12 protein-coding genes are annotated in these 18,630 nt (G+C 26.7%); 3 read left to right on the forward strand and 9 right to left on the reverse strand.

All coding sequences use genetic code 11. The features are described from left to right. Nucleotides 1–33: 33 nt before the first annotated feature. A complete protein-coding gene (locus ACI48P_RS09805) occupies nucleotides 34–2,070 on the forward strand; it encodes a methyl-accepting chemotaxis protein (RefSeq protein ID WP_475215177.1) in 2,037 nt (678 codons plus the stop codon). A gap of 334 nt (nucleotides 2,071–2,404) precedes the next feature. Here the strand turns inward: ACI48P_RS09805 and ACI48P_RS09810 are convergent, their stop codons facing one another. Then, complete coding sequence (locus tag ACI48P_RS09810; protein WP_475215181.1) at nucleotides 2,405–5,572, reverse strand: DEAD/DEAH box helicase; 3,168 nt, start codon at nucleotides 5,570–5,572, stop codon at nucleotides 2,405–2,407. A 158-nt stretch (nucleotides 5,573–5,730) separates the two neighbouring features. On the opposite strand from ACI48P_RS09810, the gene ACI48P_RS09815 reads away from it, so the two are divergent. Next, entirely contained in the window at nucleotides 5,731–6,330 is a 600-nt protein-coding gene (locus ACI48P_RS09815) for a hypothetical protein (RefSeq protein WP_475215184.1), read from the forward strand. Nucleotides 6,331–6,409: 79 nt separating this feature from the next. Here ACI48P_RS09815 and ACI48P_RS09820 read toward each other — a convergent pair whose 3' ends face one another. The 6 genes from ACI48P_RS09820 to ACI48P_RS09845 all read right to left on the reverse strand — a co-directional run bounded on the left by ACI48P_RS09820 (nucleotide 6,410) and on the right by ACI48P_RS09845 (nucleotide 12,380). Next, a complete protein-coding gene (locus ACI48P_RS09820; protein WP_475215188.1) occupies nucleotides 6,410–7,612 on the reverse strand; it encodes a redoxin domain-containing protein in 1,203 nt (400 codons plus the stop codon). Between the two features lie 165 nt (nucleotides 7,613–7,777). Then, on the reverse strand, nucleotides 7,778–8,062 hold the full coding sequence (locus ACI48P_RS09825; RefSeq protein ID WP_475215192.1) for a hypothetical protein: 285 nt from the start codon (nucleotides 8,060–8,062) through the stop codon (nucleotides 7,778–7,780). Between the two features lie 244 nt (nucleotides 8,063–8,306). After that, entirely contained in the window at nucleotides 8,307–9,182 is an 876-nt protein-coding gene (locus tag ACI48P_RS09830; RefSeq protein WP_475215194.1) for a DMT family transporter, read from the reverse strand. 167 nt (nucleotides 9,183–9,349) lie between these two features. Next, entirely contained in the window at nucleotides 9,350–9,847 is a 498-nt protein-coding gene (locus tag ACI48P_RS09835) for a hypothetical protein (protein ID WP_475215196.1), read from the reverse strand. Between the two features lie 228 nt (nucleotides 9,848–10,075). Further along, nucleotides 10,076–10,894, reverse strand: a complete 819-nt coding sequence (locus ACI48P_RS09840) for a MerR family transcriptional regulator (RefSeq protein WP_475215197.1) — start codon at nucleotides 10,892–10,894, stop codon at nucleotides 10,076–10,078. 142 nt (nucleotides 10,895–11,036) lie between these two features. Beyond that, the gene (locus ACI48P_RS09845; RefSeq protein ID WP_475215199.1) at nucleotides 11,037–12,380 is read right to left on the reverse strand and encodes an MATE family efflux transporter; all 1,344 of its coding nucleotides are present in this window, start codon (nucleotides 12,378–12,380) and stop codon (nucleotides 11,037–11,039) included. A gap of 311 nt (nucleotides 12,381–12,691) precedes the next feature. Between ACI48P_RS09845 and mprF the strand changes: the two genes are divergently transcribed. Then, nucleotides 12,692–15,199 (forward strand): bifunctional lysylphosphatidylglycerol flippase/synthetase MprF, encoded by a 2,508-nt coding sequence (gene mprF, locus ACI48P_RS09850; RefSeq protein WP_475215662.1) that lies wholly within the window; start codon nucleotides 12,692–12,694, stop codon nucleotides 15,197–15,199. 157 nt (nucleotides 15,200–15,356) lie between these two features. Here the strand turns inward: mprF and ACI48P_RS09855 are convergent, their stop codons facing one another. Beyond that, nucleotides 15,357–15,980 (reverse strand): GNAT family N-acetyltransferase, encoded by a 624-nt coding sequence (locus tag ACI48P_RS09855; protein WP_475215201.1) that lies wholly within the window; start codon nucleotides 15,978–15,980, stop codon nucleotides 15,357–15,359. 387 nt (nucleotides 15,981–16,367) lie between these two features. Next, a complete protein-coding gene (locus tag ACI48P_RS09860; RefSeq protein WP_475215205.1) occupies nucleotides 16,368–18,020 on the reverse strand; it encodes a beta-N-acetylhexosaminidase family protein in 1,653 nt (550 codons plus the stop codon). Nucleotides 18,021–18,630: the final 610 nt, after the last annotated feature.

An 18,630-nucleotide genomic window follows, 5' to 3' on the forward strand; every position in this document is an offset into this window, starting at 1 on the left:
TCAATAACATTTATTAAGGGGTAGGGCGAAATTATGAAAAGTATAAAAATTAAAATTTTAGTAATGGTTGGTGGAGTTGCAATTTTAGCAATGATCCTCTCAGCCGGCCTTGTTATTGGCAATACGGAGAAGAGTATTACAAAAAACCAAGAAAGTATTTCAGAATTGACATCAGCTAAGTTGGTGGTTACAATTGATGAATATTTTACAGAATACAAAACTATGGCAATTCAAATGGCAAGTAATACATCAGTAAGAAAGGTATTATCCGAAGCGACAAGGGATAATTATAAAGAGAAAACCTCATACGAGGACACTTATAAATATTTAGGATATGTTGCCGATAGAGATTCACAAATATCAACAGCCTATGTATGTTCAGCAAATGAAAACTTAGGATTCGATGGTAAATCTTGGTTTTCTGACTTAGATTACGATTTAAAATCAAAAGGATACTGGTTTTCAAATTCAGAAGATATAGATCGAGGGTATATTATTTCAGAACCGTATCAAGATGTTAATACCGGAAATATGGTTATTGCAATTTCTGCACCAGTATATGATCTTAATGGTAAAAATATCATCGGAATTGCTGCTGTAGATGTTTCAATTAATGATTTAAGCAACAATATTGTGACAATGAAAACTGATTTTGGTGATGAAAGTTATAATATGCTTATTTCTAATACAGATAAAGTTTTAGCAAGTAAAGATAGCGATAGAGTACTTAAAAGTATTAGTGAAATAGGATTTGATAATAAGATACTTAATGAAATAGAAAATCCTACTGGCAAAGTTATAAAATATGATGATAACGGTGAAATACGTTATGGAATTGTAGGTCAAATAAGAGATGCTGGATGGAAAACTCTTGTAAGTATTAGTGAAGATAGCTATTTGTCACTAATAAAACAAAGTAAACGTCAACTATTAACTATATATATAGTAGCAACAATTGCTCTGATTGGTGTAATTTTGATAGTTACAAGGAGTATAGTTTCTCCAATTAAAAAGCTTATGATAGCTACAGAGGATTTAGCGCAAGGCAAACTTAATACAGAGATAGATGTAAAAAATAAAGATGAAATAGGTAGATTGGCCAAGTCCATGGAGAAACTTGTATCAAGATTAAATGAATATATTGTTTATATAGATGAAATATCAGAATCATTAGATAGATTCTCAACAGGGGATTTAAATATAGATTTAAAACAGTCTTATGATGGTGAGTTTGCTAAGATAAAGGATTCTTTATTACAGCTTTCAAATATATTTAAAGTAACAATAGGTCAAATTGTTGAAACATCAGAAAATACTGCACTTGGAGCAAGGGAAATTGCAAATGCTGCACAAGTACTTGCTGAAGGATCCGTAGAACAAGCTAGTACGATAGAGGAGCTTACATCTACAGTAGATGACTTATCTGATAGAGTATCAACAAATGCTGAACATGCATTGAATGCATCTGTTCAAATAAAATCTGTGGGAGAACTTTCAAAAGAAAGTAACCACCAAATGAAAGAAATGATGGTGGCAATCACTGAAATAAATCATAAATCATCAGAAATAGGAAAAGTAATAAAAGTAATAGATGATATTGCTTTTCAAACTAATATTCTAGCTTTAAATGCAGCTATAGAGGCTTCAAGAGCTGGTGAAGCAGGTAAAGGGTTCGCTGTTGTCGCTAACGAAGTAAGAACTCTTGCAATTAAGTCAGCATCTGCAGCTAAAGAAACAACGAATTTGATTGAAGAATCAATTAAAGCTGTAGAGAATGGTAATAATATAGCAGGTATGACATATGAAATGCTTACAAAAGTTATTCAAGGGGTTTCGCAATCAGTAAAATTAATAGATGGAATATCAGAAGCCTCACTTGATCAAGCTGAAGCTTTGAAACAAACACTAGAAGGTATCGAACAAATAAGTTATGTCGTACAAACGAATGCAGCAACAGCAGAAGAAAGTTCAGCAGCAAGTAAGGAACTATCAAACGAAGCACAAATCCTTCAAGAAGTTGCATCACAATTTAAAATTGAAAAAGTTGAAGCATTAGCTAGCTACAATTAAAAATAGATATCAAATTATTGACAGATAAAAATCAGCATCAGAGAACAAAGTGACATGTTTTGCTAGTTGCTCAGCTACTAAGAAAGGTCTATCTGATGAACAGTTATAAATTGTTCATCAGATAGACCTTTTTCTTGCTTAAATCATATTGTTTTTATAACTTCGTATTTACAATAAATACAATATTATTAATGAATAAAACAAAGTTAAGAAATAAGGTGAATTTTATAAAATAAAAAATGACCTTTATAGGTCATTTTTCATTGCAATTTTCTTTTTTATTTTCGTCTTATATTTAAAATATCTTATTCATTACTAGTTTTTATTGTAGAATTTATTTAAACAATTCTAGTATTTCTTCATCTGATAAACTTTTTAGGCTACTTGAATCAGATAAATTTCCATCTATCATATCGTCAATAAGCTTTTTCTTACTTTCTTGTAGTTCCACTATTTTTTCTTCAATAGTTCCTTTTGCAATTAGCTTAATAACTTCAACTACTTCTTTTTGACCAAATCTATGAGCTCTATCACTAGCTTGATTTTCTACTGATGGATTCCACCATGGATCAAAATGAATCACTGTATTTGCTGAAGTCAAGTTAAGACCTGTTCCTCCTGCTTTTAAAGATATTAAAAAGACTTTCTTTTCCGTACCATTATTAAATTCATCCACAAGCTTAATTCTATCTAAAGCCTTAGTTTGACCATCTAAGTAACAATACTGTATTTTATTTCTGTCTAGCTTTTTACCAATATTCTTTAGAACACTTGTAAATTGTGAAAATACAAGTATTTTATTATTTATTTCAGTGTATTCCTTAATTATCTCTAAACAAGCATCAGTCTTAGCACTTTTCCCTTTATAATCATCAATAATTACACTTGGATCTAAGCAAAGTTGTCTTAACTTAGTTAAATAAGCAAAAATTGTAATCTTATCTTTAACTTCTTTTTTCTCTTTTAGCTTATTTTGTATATCATCAACATATACTCCATAAATTTTCTTTTGCTCTTTGCCTAACTCTACTAAATACTGCTTTTCAATTTTATCTGGTAATTCTTTAATTACTTGCCTCTTAGTTCTTCTTAGTATAAACGGCTTTATCATTCTTTTTAGATGTTCTGTATGCTCATTATATCTAATAAATATTGCACTAAACTTATTTATGTTGTACAAATACCCTGGCATGACAAAGTCAAATATAGACCATAGCTCTTGCAAGTTATTTTCTATTGGAGTACCTGTTAGTGCAAACTTAGTTTTTGCTTTTATTGATTTTACTGCATCAGTACTCATTGATGTAGGATTTTTAATATTTTGTGCCTCATCTATGATACAATAATCAAAATCAATTTTTTCATATTTATCTAAATCATTTCTTAAAGAGCCATAAGTAGTAAGTATAACATCATAATTTTCTAAGTTATCTATTACTTTTTCTCTTTCTCTTTTTGTCCCATGTGCTATTCCTATGTTTAAAGTTGGTGCAAACTTTTCAAATTCGCTTTTCCAGTTGTGAATTAAAGATGTTGGTGTTATTACTAAGCTATTTTTATTTTTTTTAGTTAGTAAAAAAGCTATAGTTTGAAGAGTTTTTCCAAGACCCATCTCATCGGCTAATATTCCACCAAAACCACAATAATCTATAGTTTCAAACCAGTTAAGCCCTTCTATTTGATAATCTCTCAAGCTTGCATTTAACTCTTTTGGTAATTCTATTTTGACATTATTTCTATTTTTAAACTTATCTACAATATCTTTTGCATTTTCTAGGCCTTCAATATAAGGTAATTTATTTTCAGTAAATAATTCATTAATATATATAGCTTTACTTGTATGAATATTCATGTTTTTATCATCTGGAGCTAAGCCTAAGCTTTCCATTAACTTAAACATTTCTTTTGTTTGAGCTTCCTCTAAATTTATAAAACTTCCATTTCCAAGTTTGTAATATCGTTTGTTTACTTTAAATGCCTCTATTATTTTTTTGTATTCTGATTCATCTACACCATCTATTTTAAAATTAAATTCTAAGTAATGATTTACTTCTTCACCTAGTCCTATTTTAATATTTGTAGAATTATAAATTTTCTTTTCCTTTAACTTATCGGAGTAATAAACTTCTCCAATATTTTTAAGTCTGTTTATTTCTCTTCCTAAAAAATCATAAAGTTGTGCTTCATTTCCTCTAAATGCATATTTATCGTTTATTTTATCAAAATAGTTAGAGTATAACCTATATATAGCTTCTTGTTCTTTTTCTTCATCTCTTATTACAAACTTACCATCTTCTTCTCCATCATAATCAAAAACTATTTTACAAACTATATTACTTCCTTCTAAATCGAAGTAGTATTTTACTATTAAATCTTTGCATATATTTTCTTCAATTTTTTTATCAACTTTTACAAAATCGCAAATGTTATTAAGTTTCGGAATTAAGTTTGATAATACTTCACTTGCTTCTTCTTTTGTAAAGTATACTTCTTCAAATTCAGTTAATACCTTATATATTTTGTTGTAGTACATTCCATTTTCATCATTTAGTAAAAAAATATCACCATCATAAAATAATACATCTCCTTTTTGAGATATTGGCACTGGTAACTTTTCTTCGCTTTTTAAAACTATTTCTCCATCCTTTAGATTTAAATCTAAGCTTATTGGTAAATTTCCTTTTATTATTCTTGGATTATAGTAAAGATTTCTAAATTTAAATTCAAAGTTTTTATATTGCAAGCTCTCCATTAGTCTTCTAACAGATGAACCTTTCGCATATAAATTTCTTCTTTCATTTGGAGTTGCAATATTTGGTAGTTCCATACCATATTCTTCTATAAAGTCTACTATTTTCTCATCTTCATCTCCAAAATAGTTGTTTAAAGGATTATACAAAAAGTCCATTCCATAAACTATATCTTTGTTATTTATCCTAGCATATGCAAATTCCCTTATATCTTTTAACACATACATTTTGTCTATCCCTATTTTAAAATCACAGGCTAAAGTATTATCTCCTACTAGCTCCATATTAATATGTAGATTTACTTTTTCCTTTGGATTACTTTTAAAGTAGTTTAGTAAATCTTTGTTTATATAATTTTTATTTCGTTTTACACTTTGTTTTGTTTTTACAATTGAAGTTGTATTTTTTAGGTTAATTATTATATCTGATTTTAATTTATTTACTACTTCCATAGTAACTGCAACTAAGTGCTTACATATTGCTAATTTACTTGTACTACTTCTTGTCATACAGTCATGGCAATCACACATTCCAGTTATTATCTTTTTATTCTCTAAATCTAATACAATAGTACAATTATATATCCTATTTTGAAATTCTGATTTCACTTGTCCATCTATAGTTAATATGTTGTTTTCCTTATTATATTTTACTTCTTCTACGTAACCGTCCTTGTAGTAAGAAGTACCTCTACTTAACCTGTTTTTATCCGTATTTTCTATTAGTATGTCATTTACTATTTTAAAGTCCACATTATCACCTTTTTCTATTTTGCTTATTAATGTCTTCTCATTAATTATATCTAGAATTTTACTTTTGTAAAACACTATTATCTTTTATATTTACACACGAACTTTTTATCTTTTTTCTAATAATATATATTAGTATGCAATTTTAGGGGGTAATAAATTTGAAATATATTAATACTGATAGAATTTTATCTAATGCAAAATTTTTAGATTCGTCAGATGTTTATAGTGCAATTAAAAGATGTAACTCAAGAATTTTAAATATTACTTATTGTAGCTTTAAAAAAAATAATGAATGTATCAATTCTGAAACCTTCACTATAGAAATTATAAAACTTCACCAAAACTGCGATTTTATAGAAGGTGTAATACTTAAAAATGGTAAGCCTTATAAAGATATAATATTAAAATCTACTTCCATTTTAAGTGTTGAGTGTGTAAAAACCTCTAATCATGATGAGAATATGTCTATTTACGATATTATTAAATATTGCGATGGATTAGTAAAGATAACCCAATGTACTAAATTCGAAAAAGGAAAATGTGTACAAAAAACCTCTTTTCCATTTTTAGTTCAATCTATTGATAAAAAAGATAAGACAATAAAAGGTTATAAAATAAGGGTTAGTCAGGCTCCTGAGTATATGATTATCTCTGATAATACAATATTAGATGTAGATTGCATTACTAAAAATAACACACCAAATTTTCCTTGGTGGATATTGCCCGTATTACTTAATACTGTTAAAAGAGAAATATAACTTATTCTTATTAATTAATAAAGACTGCAGGAATCTAAGAAAGATATCCTACAGTCTTTATTATGAGTAAATTATATATTTATTCAGATTCTATCAGATACTTCATGGTGTCCTTATCTAATGCACCTGGAACATACTGAGTTACATATCCTTCTTTATCTATTATAAAAGTAGTAGGGAATGCACTAATTCCATATCTATATGCTAATTCCCCGTAATAATCTAACACTACTGGGAAAGTATAACCTTCTGCGTTTAAAAATTCTTTAATATCTTCATCAGATCCTTCTTTACCTAAAAAAGGTGATGCTACGCCTAGTATTATTACATCTTCTTTATTTAGGCCATATTCTTTGTATATATCTTCAATATGAGGCATCTCTCCCCTACAAGGTGGGCACCATGTAGCCCAGAAGTTCAAGAATACTGTTTTTCCTTCATATTCACTAAGCCTATGTTCATTTCCATATTGATCATATAATGTAAAGTCTATAGATTTTATTCTATTATCTTCTACTGTATCTTCTTTATTAGTTTCTTCTTCTACTTTCTCTTCATTTTTTATAGGTGCCTTATCCTTACCATAAAACATGGCTCTTACTCCATCAAAGCCACTGTAAACCATAGACATACCTGCTATAATAAGAATAATCCCACCGACTTGTTTTATTTTATCCATATTAGATTTTATCTTATCTATACTTTTGTATAGCTTATTGTAAAATAATGATACTAATATAAATGGTAATATAAATCCTAGAGTATATACGCCTATTAATATGTACCCTGATACTTCATTACTAGAACTAGAAACCATAATTAACACTGATGCAAGTATGGGACCTATACACGGTGTCCATCCAAAGCTGAATGTAAATCCTAATAAAAAGGCTGACAATACATTCATATTTTTTACATTTAAACTGTATCTTTTTTCTCTATTTAAGAAAGAAGATTTGATTATATCTACATAGAATAATCCCATTATCACTATGATTATCCCACCTATAAAGCTTATTAAATCTTTATTGTTTGTAAAAAAGCTTGCCAGTAAATTTACTGAGCTTCCTAAAATAAAGAAAGTTGTTGATATCCCTAAGGTAAAGAATAATGTATTTTTAAATAGCGATGTGTTAATAAACCTACCTTTTTCTTCTCTTAGGCTTTCTACACTACTATTAGATAACATACTAAGGTATATAGGTAATATAGGTAGTATACAAGGTGATAAGAATGATAATAGCCCTTCTATAAATACTACAAATAAATTTATATTTTCCATCTTTACTCTCCTTTGTCTTTTTATTCTATTATATTCTAATATAGCCTTTATGCAATGTGACTTTATCACATTAGAAATTATATCTAATCCCACTTATATTTTTAATCTACTGCTTTTAACTTTGATTATTCAATTATAAAAAGCTACTTACTTATAGTAAGTAGCTTAATTAATATTATTTTTGTACATAAATTTAATTAATAGTACAAATGAGGTAACTACAATTACCATTAATATTAACATACTATTAATAATCCAGCTTGACAATCCAAGCATATAGGCAAAGGAAGTTAGAGCTAAAAATATTGTTGCAAGTCTTATTACACCAAATCGCAATAGCTTTTCTGGATTGTCTTTATGCTTTTGTATAAATATTTGTATTGAATCCACCGTTTGAAAGCTCGCTAATAATATTATAACTATTATAGAAAAGGTGACAATATTATTCATATAAATCTCCTTTTTAGTTATGATTTTTAACTTATTTCATTCTAGTAGATATATACTAATATTAATTTAGATTATTAAAAGTACTAAGCTTAGTATATGTATATTTCTTTCAATAATTTATATTAAATTTTACCTTTTTTAATTATTAAAAACTTTTAAGTTTATATAAATTTTAATAACCCCCATCTTTTAAAGACATGGTAATTTATTTTGCTATTTTATCAATTTTGTATTTTAAAATTAATTATATCTTATCTAATTTTTTGTTATATATAAACATGTAAAATGATGCTGAGAATATTATTATATATCCTAATATACTTAATTTATCTGGGAACACATTAAACATAACTATACTTATTATTGCTGAAAATATTATATTAGAGTAGTCAAAGATTGATATTTCTTTAGCTGGTGCATATTTATATGCCCATGTAATACCAAATTGTCCTACTGTAGCAAATAAACCCGCTAATATTAAGTATGAAAATTGAGTTATACTCATTGGCTCATATGTTAGTATCATTAGTGGAAGTAAAACTACTGATGAAAACAATGAAAAATAAAATACTACTGTCGCTCCGTGTTCACGCCCACCTAATACTCTTAAACAAGTGTATGCGCTTGCTGCAAATATCGCTCCACTTACTCCACCTAGTGCTGGTAATATATCTAAGTTAAGCTCTGGTTTTATAATAAATAGTGCTCCTGCAAAAGCTATTATAATTGCGATTATTTGATTAGTTTTAACTTTTTCTTTTAAGAATATTGCGGAAAAAATTATTACAAAGAAAGGACTTAATTTATTTAACATATTAGCATCAGATAAAACCAATTTATCTATAGCATAAAAATTAAGTATTATTCCAAGGGTACCAAATATTGATCTTAGATTTAATATTTTTCTATTTTCAACTTTACCAAAGAAGCTTTCCTTTGCTTTAATTACCATTATCAGTGCAACTGCACAAGATACTAAATTTCTAAAGAAAGTCTTTTGAAATGTTGGTAAATCACCACTCAGCTTTACAAATGCAGACATCATCGCAAATCCGAAGGCTGATATTATAATGCATATTATTCCTTTTGTTCTATCGCTCATTTTTTTTGTATTGTCCATATTTCCTCCTTATGTCTATGTATAATTATTTTAACAACTTATTTATTATATAAGATTTATACGTATATTAATATAAATTACCCATAATTTACTTATTTAAATATTTTTTATATTGTTAGTTATATTAAAAGAGCCTAACTATATTGCTAGGCTCTTTTAAATTATTATTATTTTTCATCATTATCATAAAATTTGTTAAAGTTATTATTTTCTTCAAGTTCTGTAGATTCTTTTCCAAAACTACGAAAGAAGTTTCTTTCAAATGCCCTCATCATTTCAAAGGTATCATCTTCTTTCTCCTTCTTATATTTTTCTTCATAGCCATCATCATATTCATCTTCGTATTGATCTATATATTCATCATCAAATATATTATGTTTATCTCTCTTTTTAATGTTTTTTGAAAAATAATTATTTTTTTTAGCTATGGCCTTATAAGATCTTCCCAAATTCATAGTTCCTTCTTCAGCATGCTGTTCATTATCTTTATAAGGTATCTCATCATTATTATTTTTAGATGCTCTAGCTTGAAGAACTTGCTTAATATTTTCCTCTAGCTCTTTTAGTGATTCTCTATCATTTGCATCTTTCACTACTTTATAAATCATCGCCCCTGTAACAGATACTATAGCTACTACACCTAAACCTAAAGAACTAAAAATCATCTAATTTCCCTCCCAAAACAAATTATTTATTAAAATTTCAATAATATCTAATTTATCTTATTTTTTTATTCCCCCCAATTTCTTTTCTTGTATCTTCAAAAGTATTATTTACTTTAACTTTAGGCCTTCTTAAATTATCTAGTCTCTTATTTCACTTAATTATATGTACATCTCTAAGAAAAAATGATTTAAATAAGTCTAAAATAATAATATAACAACAATATATTATTAGTCTTCTATTAAAATTTCTATTTGTGCCAATGCTTTAATTTCTCCGTTTTGATTGGCTCTTGTCATTATATAAATTTCATGAAAATCACCACTAACTTTTATATTATTATCTTTTATATATTTAAGCATAATATCATAATATTTTTTAGTGTCATAAAAAGTATCATCAAAATACATAGTCAAATAATCCCCTTTTTGAAAAGTTACTACCTTTTCATCTTTTTGAATTATGTTATCTGGATTTATCATAGTTTTAATATAAGTCAAATCACCTTTATTTATTAGATCAAAGAAGGAAGTTACAAATACAATTTGGTAGTTAAAACTATTATAATTATTTTCAATATCCACAAGGCTTTTTCGTAGATTTATCTCAAACTCTTGTGTATATCTACCAGAATATTCATACTTTATAAGCTTTCTTTCTTCATTATGTTTAATATACATTTGATTTAAACCTACTTTAAATGCATTTTTAATATCACTTTCTAAAGACTCTATACCTTTTTTTATACTTTCTAATTCATTTAGCTTCTCATTGACTATTTCCTTCTGATTTTCTAGTACTTTTACAATAGATTCTAATGAATCATAATCTTTCATTACTTCTTTTATTTCATCTATAGATAAACCTATAGCTTTACATTTTTTAATAATATCCATCTTCATAAAACTTTTTGCTGAATAATATCTATATCCTGTTTTTTCATTTATATAATCTGGACTTAAAAGATTTTGTCTATCGTAATGTCTTAATGTCTCAATAGTTATGTTATTAAGCTTAGACATTTCTCCTATCGAATAGTAGTTTTCCAATTTGCCACCCCTAACTTTTATTAAAATTTTACTTTATTATATAATAATCTACCTAAAAAAATATATACCGCTACTTAAAAATATTTTTCCTTCAAGTTATATTTTTGTACAAAAAGAGCCGCCTCTAAAGGCAGCCTTTTTATTAAGCAATTTCTAATTGCCCAACTGAGTCCATATTGTCTAATCTTTCTACTGATTTCATTGTAGCATTCTTTATATTTGCTATTAAGCTTATTGTAACAAATGTTAATGTTTCTGCTACTAAAGTTCCTGCCCATATTCCATCAGATCCAAATACTTTTGAAAGTATTATTAATGACAATGGTAAGAATATTACCGATCTAAATAAACATATTAAAGTTGATAATTTAGGAAGTTCTATAGCTTGATAATATACTATTGTTCCTATATTTAATCCAACTAAGAAATAACTTAAACTTGATAATTTAACTCCAAAGCTAGCAATTTCTAGAACTTGTGGATCACTCGTAAATATTGCTATTAAGTTTTGTCCAAATACATAACATATACCTACGAATACTGAAGTTACAACTACACATGCTACACAATTTATTTTATAGTATTTTAACACCTTTTCTGTATCTTTCTTACCAAAATTATAACTTATCAGTGGTTGTGCACCTAATGTTAATCCGAATAATACCATATAAATATTCGTTCCTATATAGTTTATTATACTATATGATGCTACACCTATTTCTCCCATTACTTTTACTAGTACCATATTGTGCACTAATACTATAAATGAAAAACTTATTTGTGATAAGAATGATGGGAATCCTATTTTTAATAAGTTATTTATTGTTTCAAGTTCTAACTTAACTTTACCAAATGATAAATAGCCTTTCTTCTTTATAAAATGTGGTAGTAATATAACTACTGTTAATATTTGACCTAATCCTGTAGCTATTGCTGCTCCTTTTATACCTAAACCAAAATTAAATATAAATATATAGTCAAGTATTACATTTGCTATTGCTCCTGCTATAGTGGATATCATAGCAAGTTTTGGTCTATTATCATTTCTCACAAAACTATTTAATACTACCCCAACTAAGTTAGGTATACAAAATAGTGCATAATATCTTAAGTAATCTACTGCTAATTCTTCAAGCGCAGGCGTTGCACCTAATAATTTTACTATTGTATCTGTGAATGCTACACATATTATACTTATAACAACACAAAGTATCATTAAAAATTTAGAAACTTGTCTAAATATATTTACAGCCTTATCTATATTTTTAGCACCTATATTTTTTGATACCAAAGCTCCTCCACCTACAGCCATCATGTTTGCTATTCCAACTAACATTACTGTAAATGGTAATACTATGTTAACAGCAGCAAGTGCGTTATCTCCTACTCCTTGTCCAACAAATATTCCATCGATTATTGTATATAATGCCGAAATCAGCATTGCAAGCGCAGATGGTATAGCATATTTAAAAAATTCTCTTGTCATATATTTCACCTCTTCATTATTATTCCATAACAAATTATAAACTCTTGTGTTGCACAAGAGTCAATACTTATTTTCGTTAAGTTATTAACTTTCAACTTAATTTTAAAACTAATTTCATCAAGTTTATATACATTGCTGAATCTTAAAGTAAATACCATCTTGCTACATAACAACTCACTTAGTTAGGAATGGCTATTATTATTTATCTTAATATAAGATTTTTTTGTAATATCAAGCAAAATTATGATAGAATTTGTATATACGACATTTAATAGGAGGGGATTAAAATTAATAGACAGTTAAAAAATACAATAAAATATTCATTTATGCTATTTATCTTTATACTAATAATGAAAGAATTTATAAACGTTATTAATTCTTTTGATAAAAGTTTATTCAACTTATATGCTCATGAATTATCTTCTTTAGAATTAATTATTATACTGTTATTAGGGATAATTTCATACATTCCATTAAGTTTTTATGATTTTATTCTGAAAAAAAGAGTCAATATAAATTTATGTAATAAGAAACTATATAAGTATTCATGGATTTCTAGCTCTATTGCAAGTGTAGCGGGAATGGGAGGAAGCACAGCAATTGCTTTGAAAAGTAATTTCTATGGTAAATATGTGAAAGATAAAAAATTACTTGTAAAAGAAATTTCTAAGATAGTAGCTTTAAATCTAACTGGGTTTTCTATTGTAAGTTTGATTTATTGCATTACTAGTTTTGATACACTTGTGCTAACTGATTGGGTAAGTATAATGACAGTAATAATAAGTCTTTATTTCCCTTTACTTTTAATATATTCAGTATATAAATACATTAAAGGTAATGATAGTGATAAAGTAGATATAAAAGATTCTTTTAAAATAATAATTATGTCTGGAATTGAATGGTTAACTACAATAATACTTATCTATTCTATAATTTTCATGTTAAATGCTAATGTTACATTTACACAATTCTTCCCAGTATTTATGTTATCAATAATAATTGCTATTGTAAGTATGTCTCCAAGCGGTCTAGGATCTTTTGATTTAACAATGATAGTTGGGTTACAAGCATTAAATGTTCCTGGTGAAAAAGTATTATTAGCAATATTCTTGTATAGATTTTCATATTATATAGTTCCACTTACAATTGGTCTATTACTTTACATTAATGAATTCTATATAAATATAGATGAAGATATAAAAGATATAATAACAACAATATTATCTAAATTAGCTCACATTAGTATTGTCTTAATTGTATTATTTTCTGGAAGTGTTTTATTATTGTCAGAGGCGATACCTGATATCGTAGGTAACATAGATGTTGTAAAAAATATATCATATTTATCAGTTACTTATATACCTAATAGTTTTACTATAATAGTAGGATTTTTATTAATAGTATTATCTAGGTTATTGATATATAAATCTAAATATGTATATAAAGCTACTCTTTTTATAATAGGAGTTTGGTGTTTTATAACATTCCTTCAAGGTACGGACTATCATCGTCTAATATATATAATGGTTGTAGGATGTTTAGTTTTAATTGGCAAAAAGCAATTTTATAGAAATAGCTTTGTAATGGGTTGGAGAATGTTTATTCAAGATATTGCAATATTACTATCTTTTCTACTATTGTATGTTTATACTTTCTACTCTAGTATAAAAGGTAGAATAACTAAAATAGCTTTTACAGATTATGAATTACGATTTACTAATGAATCTACCAGCGTAATGTATCTTTGTATAGCAGGATTTGTAATATCACTGTTATTCTTATTATTTATATACTATATTAATAGTAAAAATAAGTTCCCAAAGCTAACTTTAGATGAGTGTATCGACGATGTTGATACTATATTAGAAAGTTATGGAGGAACATCAATTAGTCACTTTATCTATTTAAATGATAAATATGTTTATATAAATAAAGATAAAGATGTATTCCTTCAATATCAAATCTACGCGAATAAAATATTTATTTTAGGAAATCCTGTAGGAAATAAAGATAAAATTTTTGATACAATACAAGATTTTTATGAATTGTCAAATATATATGGATATGTTTGTATATTCTGCGCTATAGATAAACAACTTTTACCATATCTTCATGAGACTGGATATCAATTCTTTAAACTAGGAGAAGAAGCTACAGTTAATTTACGTGAGTTTACTCTCGACGGTAGAAAAATGAAAAGCGTTAGAAATGCTATATCTAGAGTAAATAAAGAAAACTACAGTTTTGAGGTTATTCATCCACCTTTTGATAATAATTTCTTTAAAGATATAAAAAATATTTCTGATGAATGGCTAGGTGGCAGAAAAGAAAAAGGATTCTCAATAGGATTTTTCAATGAAGAATACCTAAGTAAAGATTCTATATGTATAGTAAAAGATTCTAATGGTAATATAAAAGGTTTTGCAAATATTATGCCTATGTATGATAATAACAAGACGTTATCAATAGATTTGATGAGATTTTCTAATCAAGCATGCAATGGTATAATGGACTTTATGTTTGTAAATTTATTTGAGTATGCAAAAGATAATGGATATTCTAAATTTAATATGGGTATGGTTCCTCTGTCTAACGTTGGGAGATCAAGATACGCATTTTTAAGTGAAAAAATAGCTGCTAAAGTTTATTCTCATGGGCATAGATTTTATTCTTTTAAAGGTTTGAAAAAGTTTAAAGAAAAGTACTGTGAATCTTGGGACGGAAGATATATGGCTTATAAAAAAAGAGCTTCTTTAGTAACAACTATGATCCAAGTAATAATTTTAATTTCAAGACCTTGTAATAAGCAAAATAGTTAACCATTATAATTGATTTTTTAAATAACAAATATACACAAACAATTAAAGGGGCTATCTCAATTAGAGATATGCCCCTTATCTATTATTAAAAATTTCATATAGTTACTTTAATACAAAAGTTCGCTTCTTTATGCTAAATACTTGATTCTGATACACTTTACATAATGTCTTTAGACATGTACATTACTTTTCTATATCCCATAAAATCTGTGACTCCTCTAAAGTCAAATACCTTCATAGTCTTATATCCAAGTTTCTCATATAATTTTATAGCATTTTCATTAGTATCTACCACATCTAATAGAATTTTATCAAAGTTATTATCAATAGAAAATTTAGTTGCACTATCGATAAGTAATGATGCTATACCTTTGCCTCTAGACTTTGTGTCGACCACTATTAAGTCTATATACATTTCATTGTATTTTAATGAATTTGATTTGTTTTCAAATTTATTAAGTAAGCCTCTCCATATCGCTCCAAAATAACCATAATAAGCTTTAAGAGATTCTATATTAAATTCCCTAAATTTATTTTTCCTATATTGGACACCTATGAAGCCGACTACTCGATCATTTTCTATAGCATATATTCCATTTTTATAGTTTATGCAACCTTTAAGTACTGCTATCCCTTTTTCAACGTTCTTTTCAAAAATCCAGTAATTAGATAGTTTTTTGTAAAAACCTTGATATATTAGTTTACAAACTTGTTCTTTTTGAATATCTGTTAGATCTTTCGTTATTGTTATGTTTTTAATATTATTTTTATGTTTATTCATAAATTCCATCCCATTGTTTCGTTAGTCGTTGAATTTTATCTTTTGTTATTACTTTTTATTTCTTTCATTATTATAACCTATAAAATTATAATTTAAAACACACAGAATCAATTGGAGAAAAATTAGCATCTAAAATTTAAGCTCCTATATAAACATACTGCGTACTATTTTAGAATAATTCTTTTTAGAAAAGATGTATTACTTGAAATATTACATATTTTATAAATATATACAGTAGTATACAGATTTAGCTATAACAAGTAGAGAATGAAATCAATTTAAAAATATTTTTCCTTCCTATAATATTTTTAACTCTCTATTTAAATTTTTTGCACATTTTCAAGGTTATATACTATGTCTTATCATAATATATAGAATTAGATTGCACTAACTATTTATAATATCTTTAATAAATGGTTTTATTAACTTTTCACCTACTGAAACTGTAAATTCTTTAAGATATATGTTTTTACTTTCTTCTTTTAATCTTTTTATCTTTAGACTTTCTGCCAAAATAAGTTTTTCTCTAGCAATCTCATAGGATTCTTTTGACGTAAAAGAGTTTATTGCATGAATTCCAGCTTCTCCAATAGCTTTATATGCATTTAAGAAAACTTCTATTTCTGCCAAAAGCTTTTTATTTTTTATATTTTTCTTTATAATATTACTATCTGATACTATAGTCTCAAATTCTTTTAATATATCATTTGCAATATGTTTATACTCTTCATTATTTCTAATTGCATTTTTATATCTTTCTATTTTTTCTTTTAAATACCAGGATTCATCAAATTCAAAATTACCACTAGCTCCGCCATCTTCATTCAAATAAGATGTGTTCGCTGCAAATCTTTTAAATTCTTCACTAATTTCTGGAACAAGTTTTTCTATAGATGTTTCCCAACTTTTCATATATTCAAACCTATGTGTGTTCCAAGTATAATCAGCTACACTAAACAACGCAACTTTTGAAGCTTCCGACTGGTTCATTGGATTTGAAAAGAAGCCATTTACATTGTCCAGATCTGTGCTTAGATTATGTAATGGTCCCATTAATAACTTACTATCACAATAATCATTTACAGGATAATTCCACCAGACAACCATATTTTTATCTATTTTAGTTTCTTGCTTTGGCCATTCAAATACTTCTTTTGATATGTTTGACATAGTACTATGGCCTGTCCACATAACCTGGATATCACTGTTTAGATTTTTTATAAATGGCTCAAAATATTTATTTATATCTGGTCCCCATGCTGAGTTATATCTAGCTGACACTACTATCATTGGCTTAATATCCATTCTTGGCTTTACAAACTCTTCATCTATTCTATTTATCCATTTAGATTGTATTTCCCCACTTTTCCAATCATCTGTGTCATCAAAAAATATACCAAATTGACGAACGCCTACTTTGTATAGTTGTTCAAATTTTTCTATCATATTATTAAAATCTTCTTCTGTATAATTAAGAGTATCACCTGGATGTATAGTCCAACAATAGTTCATATGATACTTATCACATGATTTTGTTAATTTTTCAATATCCTTTATCTTGTCTTTTGGATATAATTCTTTCCATTTGAATCTGTGGTATGGATCGTCTTTTGGTGCATATATATATGTATTAAATTTATATTTGCTAGTATCTTTGATTAGACTAATTCTATCTTCATGGCTCCACGGATATCCATAAAATCCTTCTATGAATCCTCTGTATTTAATGCTTGGATAATCTTTAATAATTATCTGTGGTATTTTATTATTTTGTTTTTGTTGTAGAATTTGGTTTAGGGTTATTGTTGCATAGTGAATTCCTATTTCATCTATTCCACTAATGGATATATTTGCTTTATTATCTTTCCCTCTTGTGATGCTTATAACATAACTTTCATCTTTGCCATTGCAACAGTTATCATCTTTTGAAATATTTATATTTATTTCTTCTGATAACTCTACATAATTTTCACTTATATATTCAATACTTTTCGGTGCTGGATATATATTAAGCTTTATATCAGAAATATTTTCATTCATATTTTACCTCCTTACCTCACTTTTACATTATATCTATTCTTACTAAAATTCAATATTTAAATTTAATTATTCTATATAACAAAAATACACCTAGTTCCCTCGGTGTTTTAGTTGCTTTTTTTTCTTAATCCCACCTTATGATTTACATTTTTCTACTCTTTTTTAATAACGCCTTTGTTGATAACCTTAATTATATCACAAGTCAGCATTAATAAGCCCTATGCCAGTAATCAAGACATAGGGCTATTATTTACTTTATATTAATCTAAATTTTCTACGTAATTTATTAAAATACACATGCATCGTAAAACACGACACAGAGGTATTCTATATTCTTTAGATTTTGGCATAGTATTTATCAAATAGTTCTATTAAGTTTTTATTATAATATTTATTAAACAGAACTACTAAATCTTCATTAAATCTAAATCTAATTTCTGTATTTCTTATCAATAAAATTAACTTTAACATATACTAAATTCTATTGGAAATTTTTTCTTATCCAATTGAAACCATTTTACTATCTCTAACTAGCTTAGTTTCTAATTTCTTTAACTATTCAGATTTTTCAATCTCTTTAGATAAAATATTAAGTGAACCATAAAAATGT

It is taken from the genome of Romboutsia sp. LXY-2 (assembly GCF_056171995.1).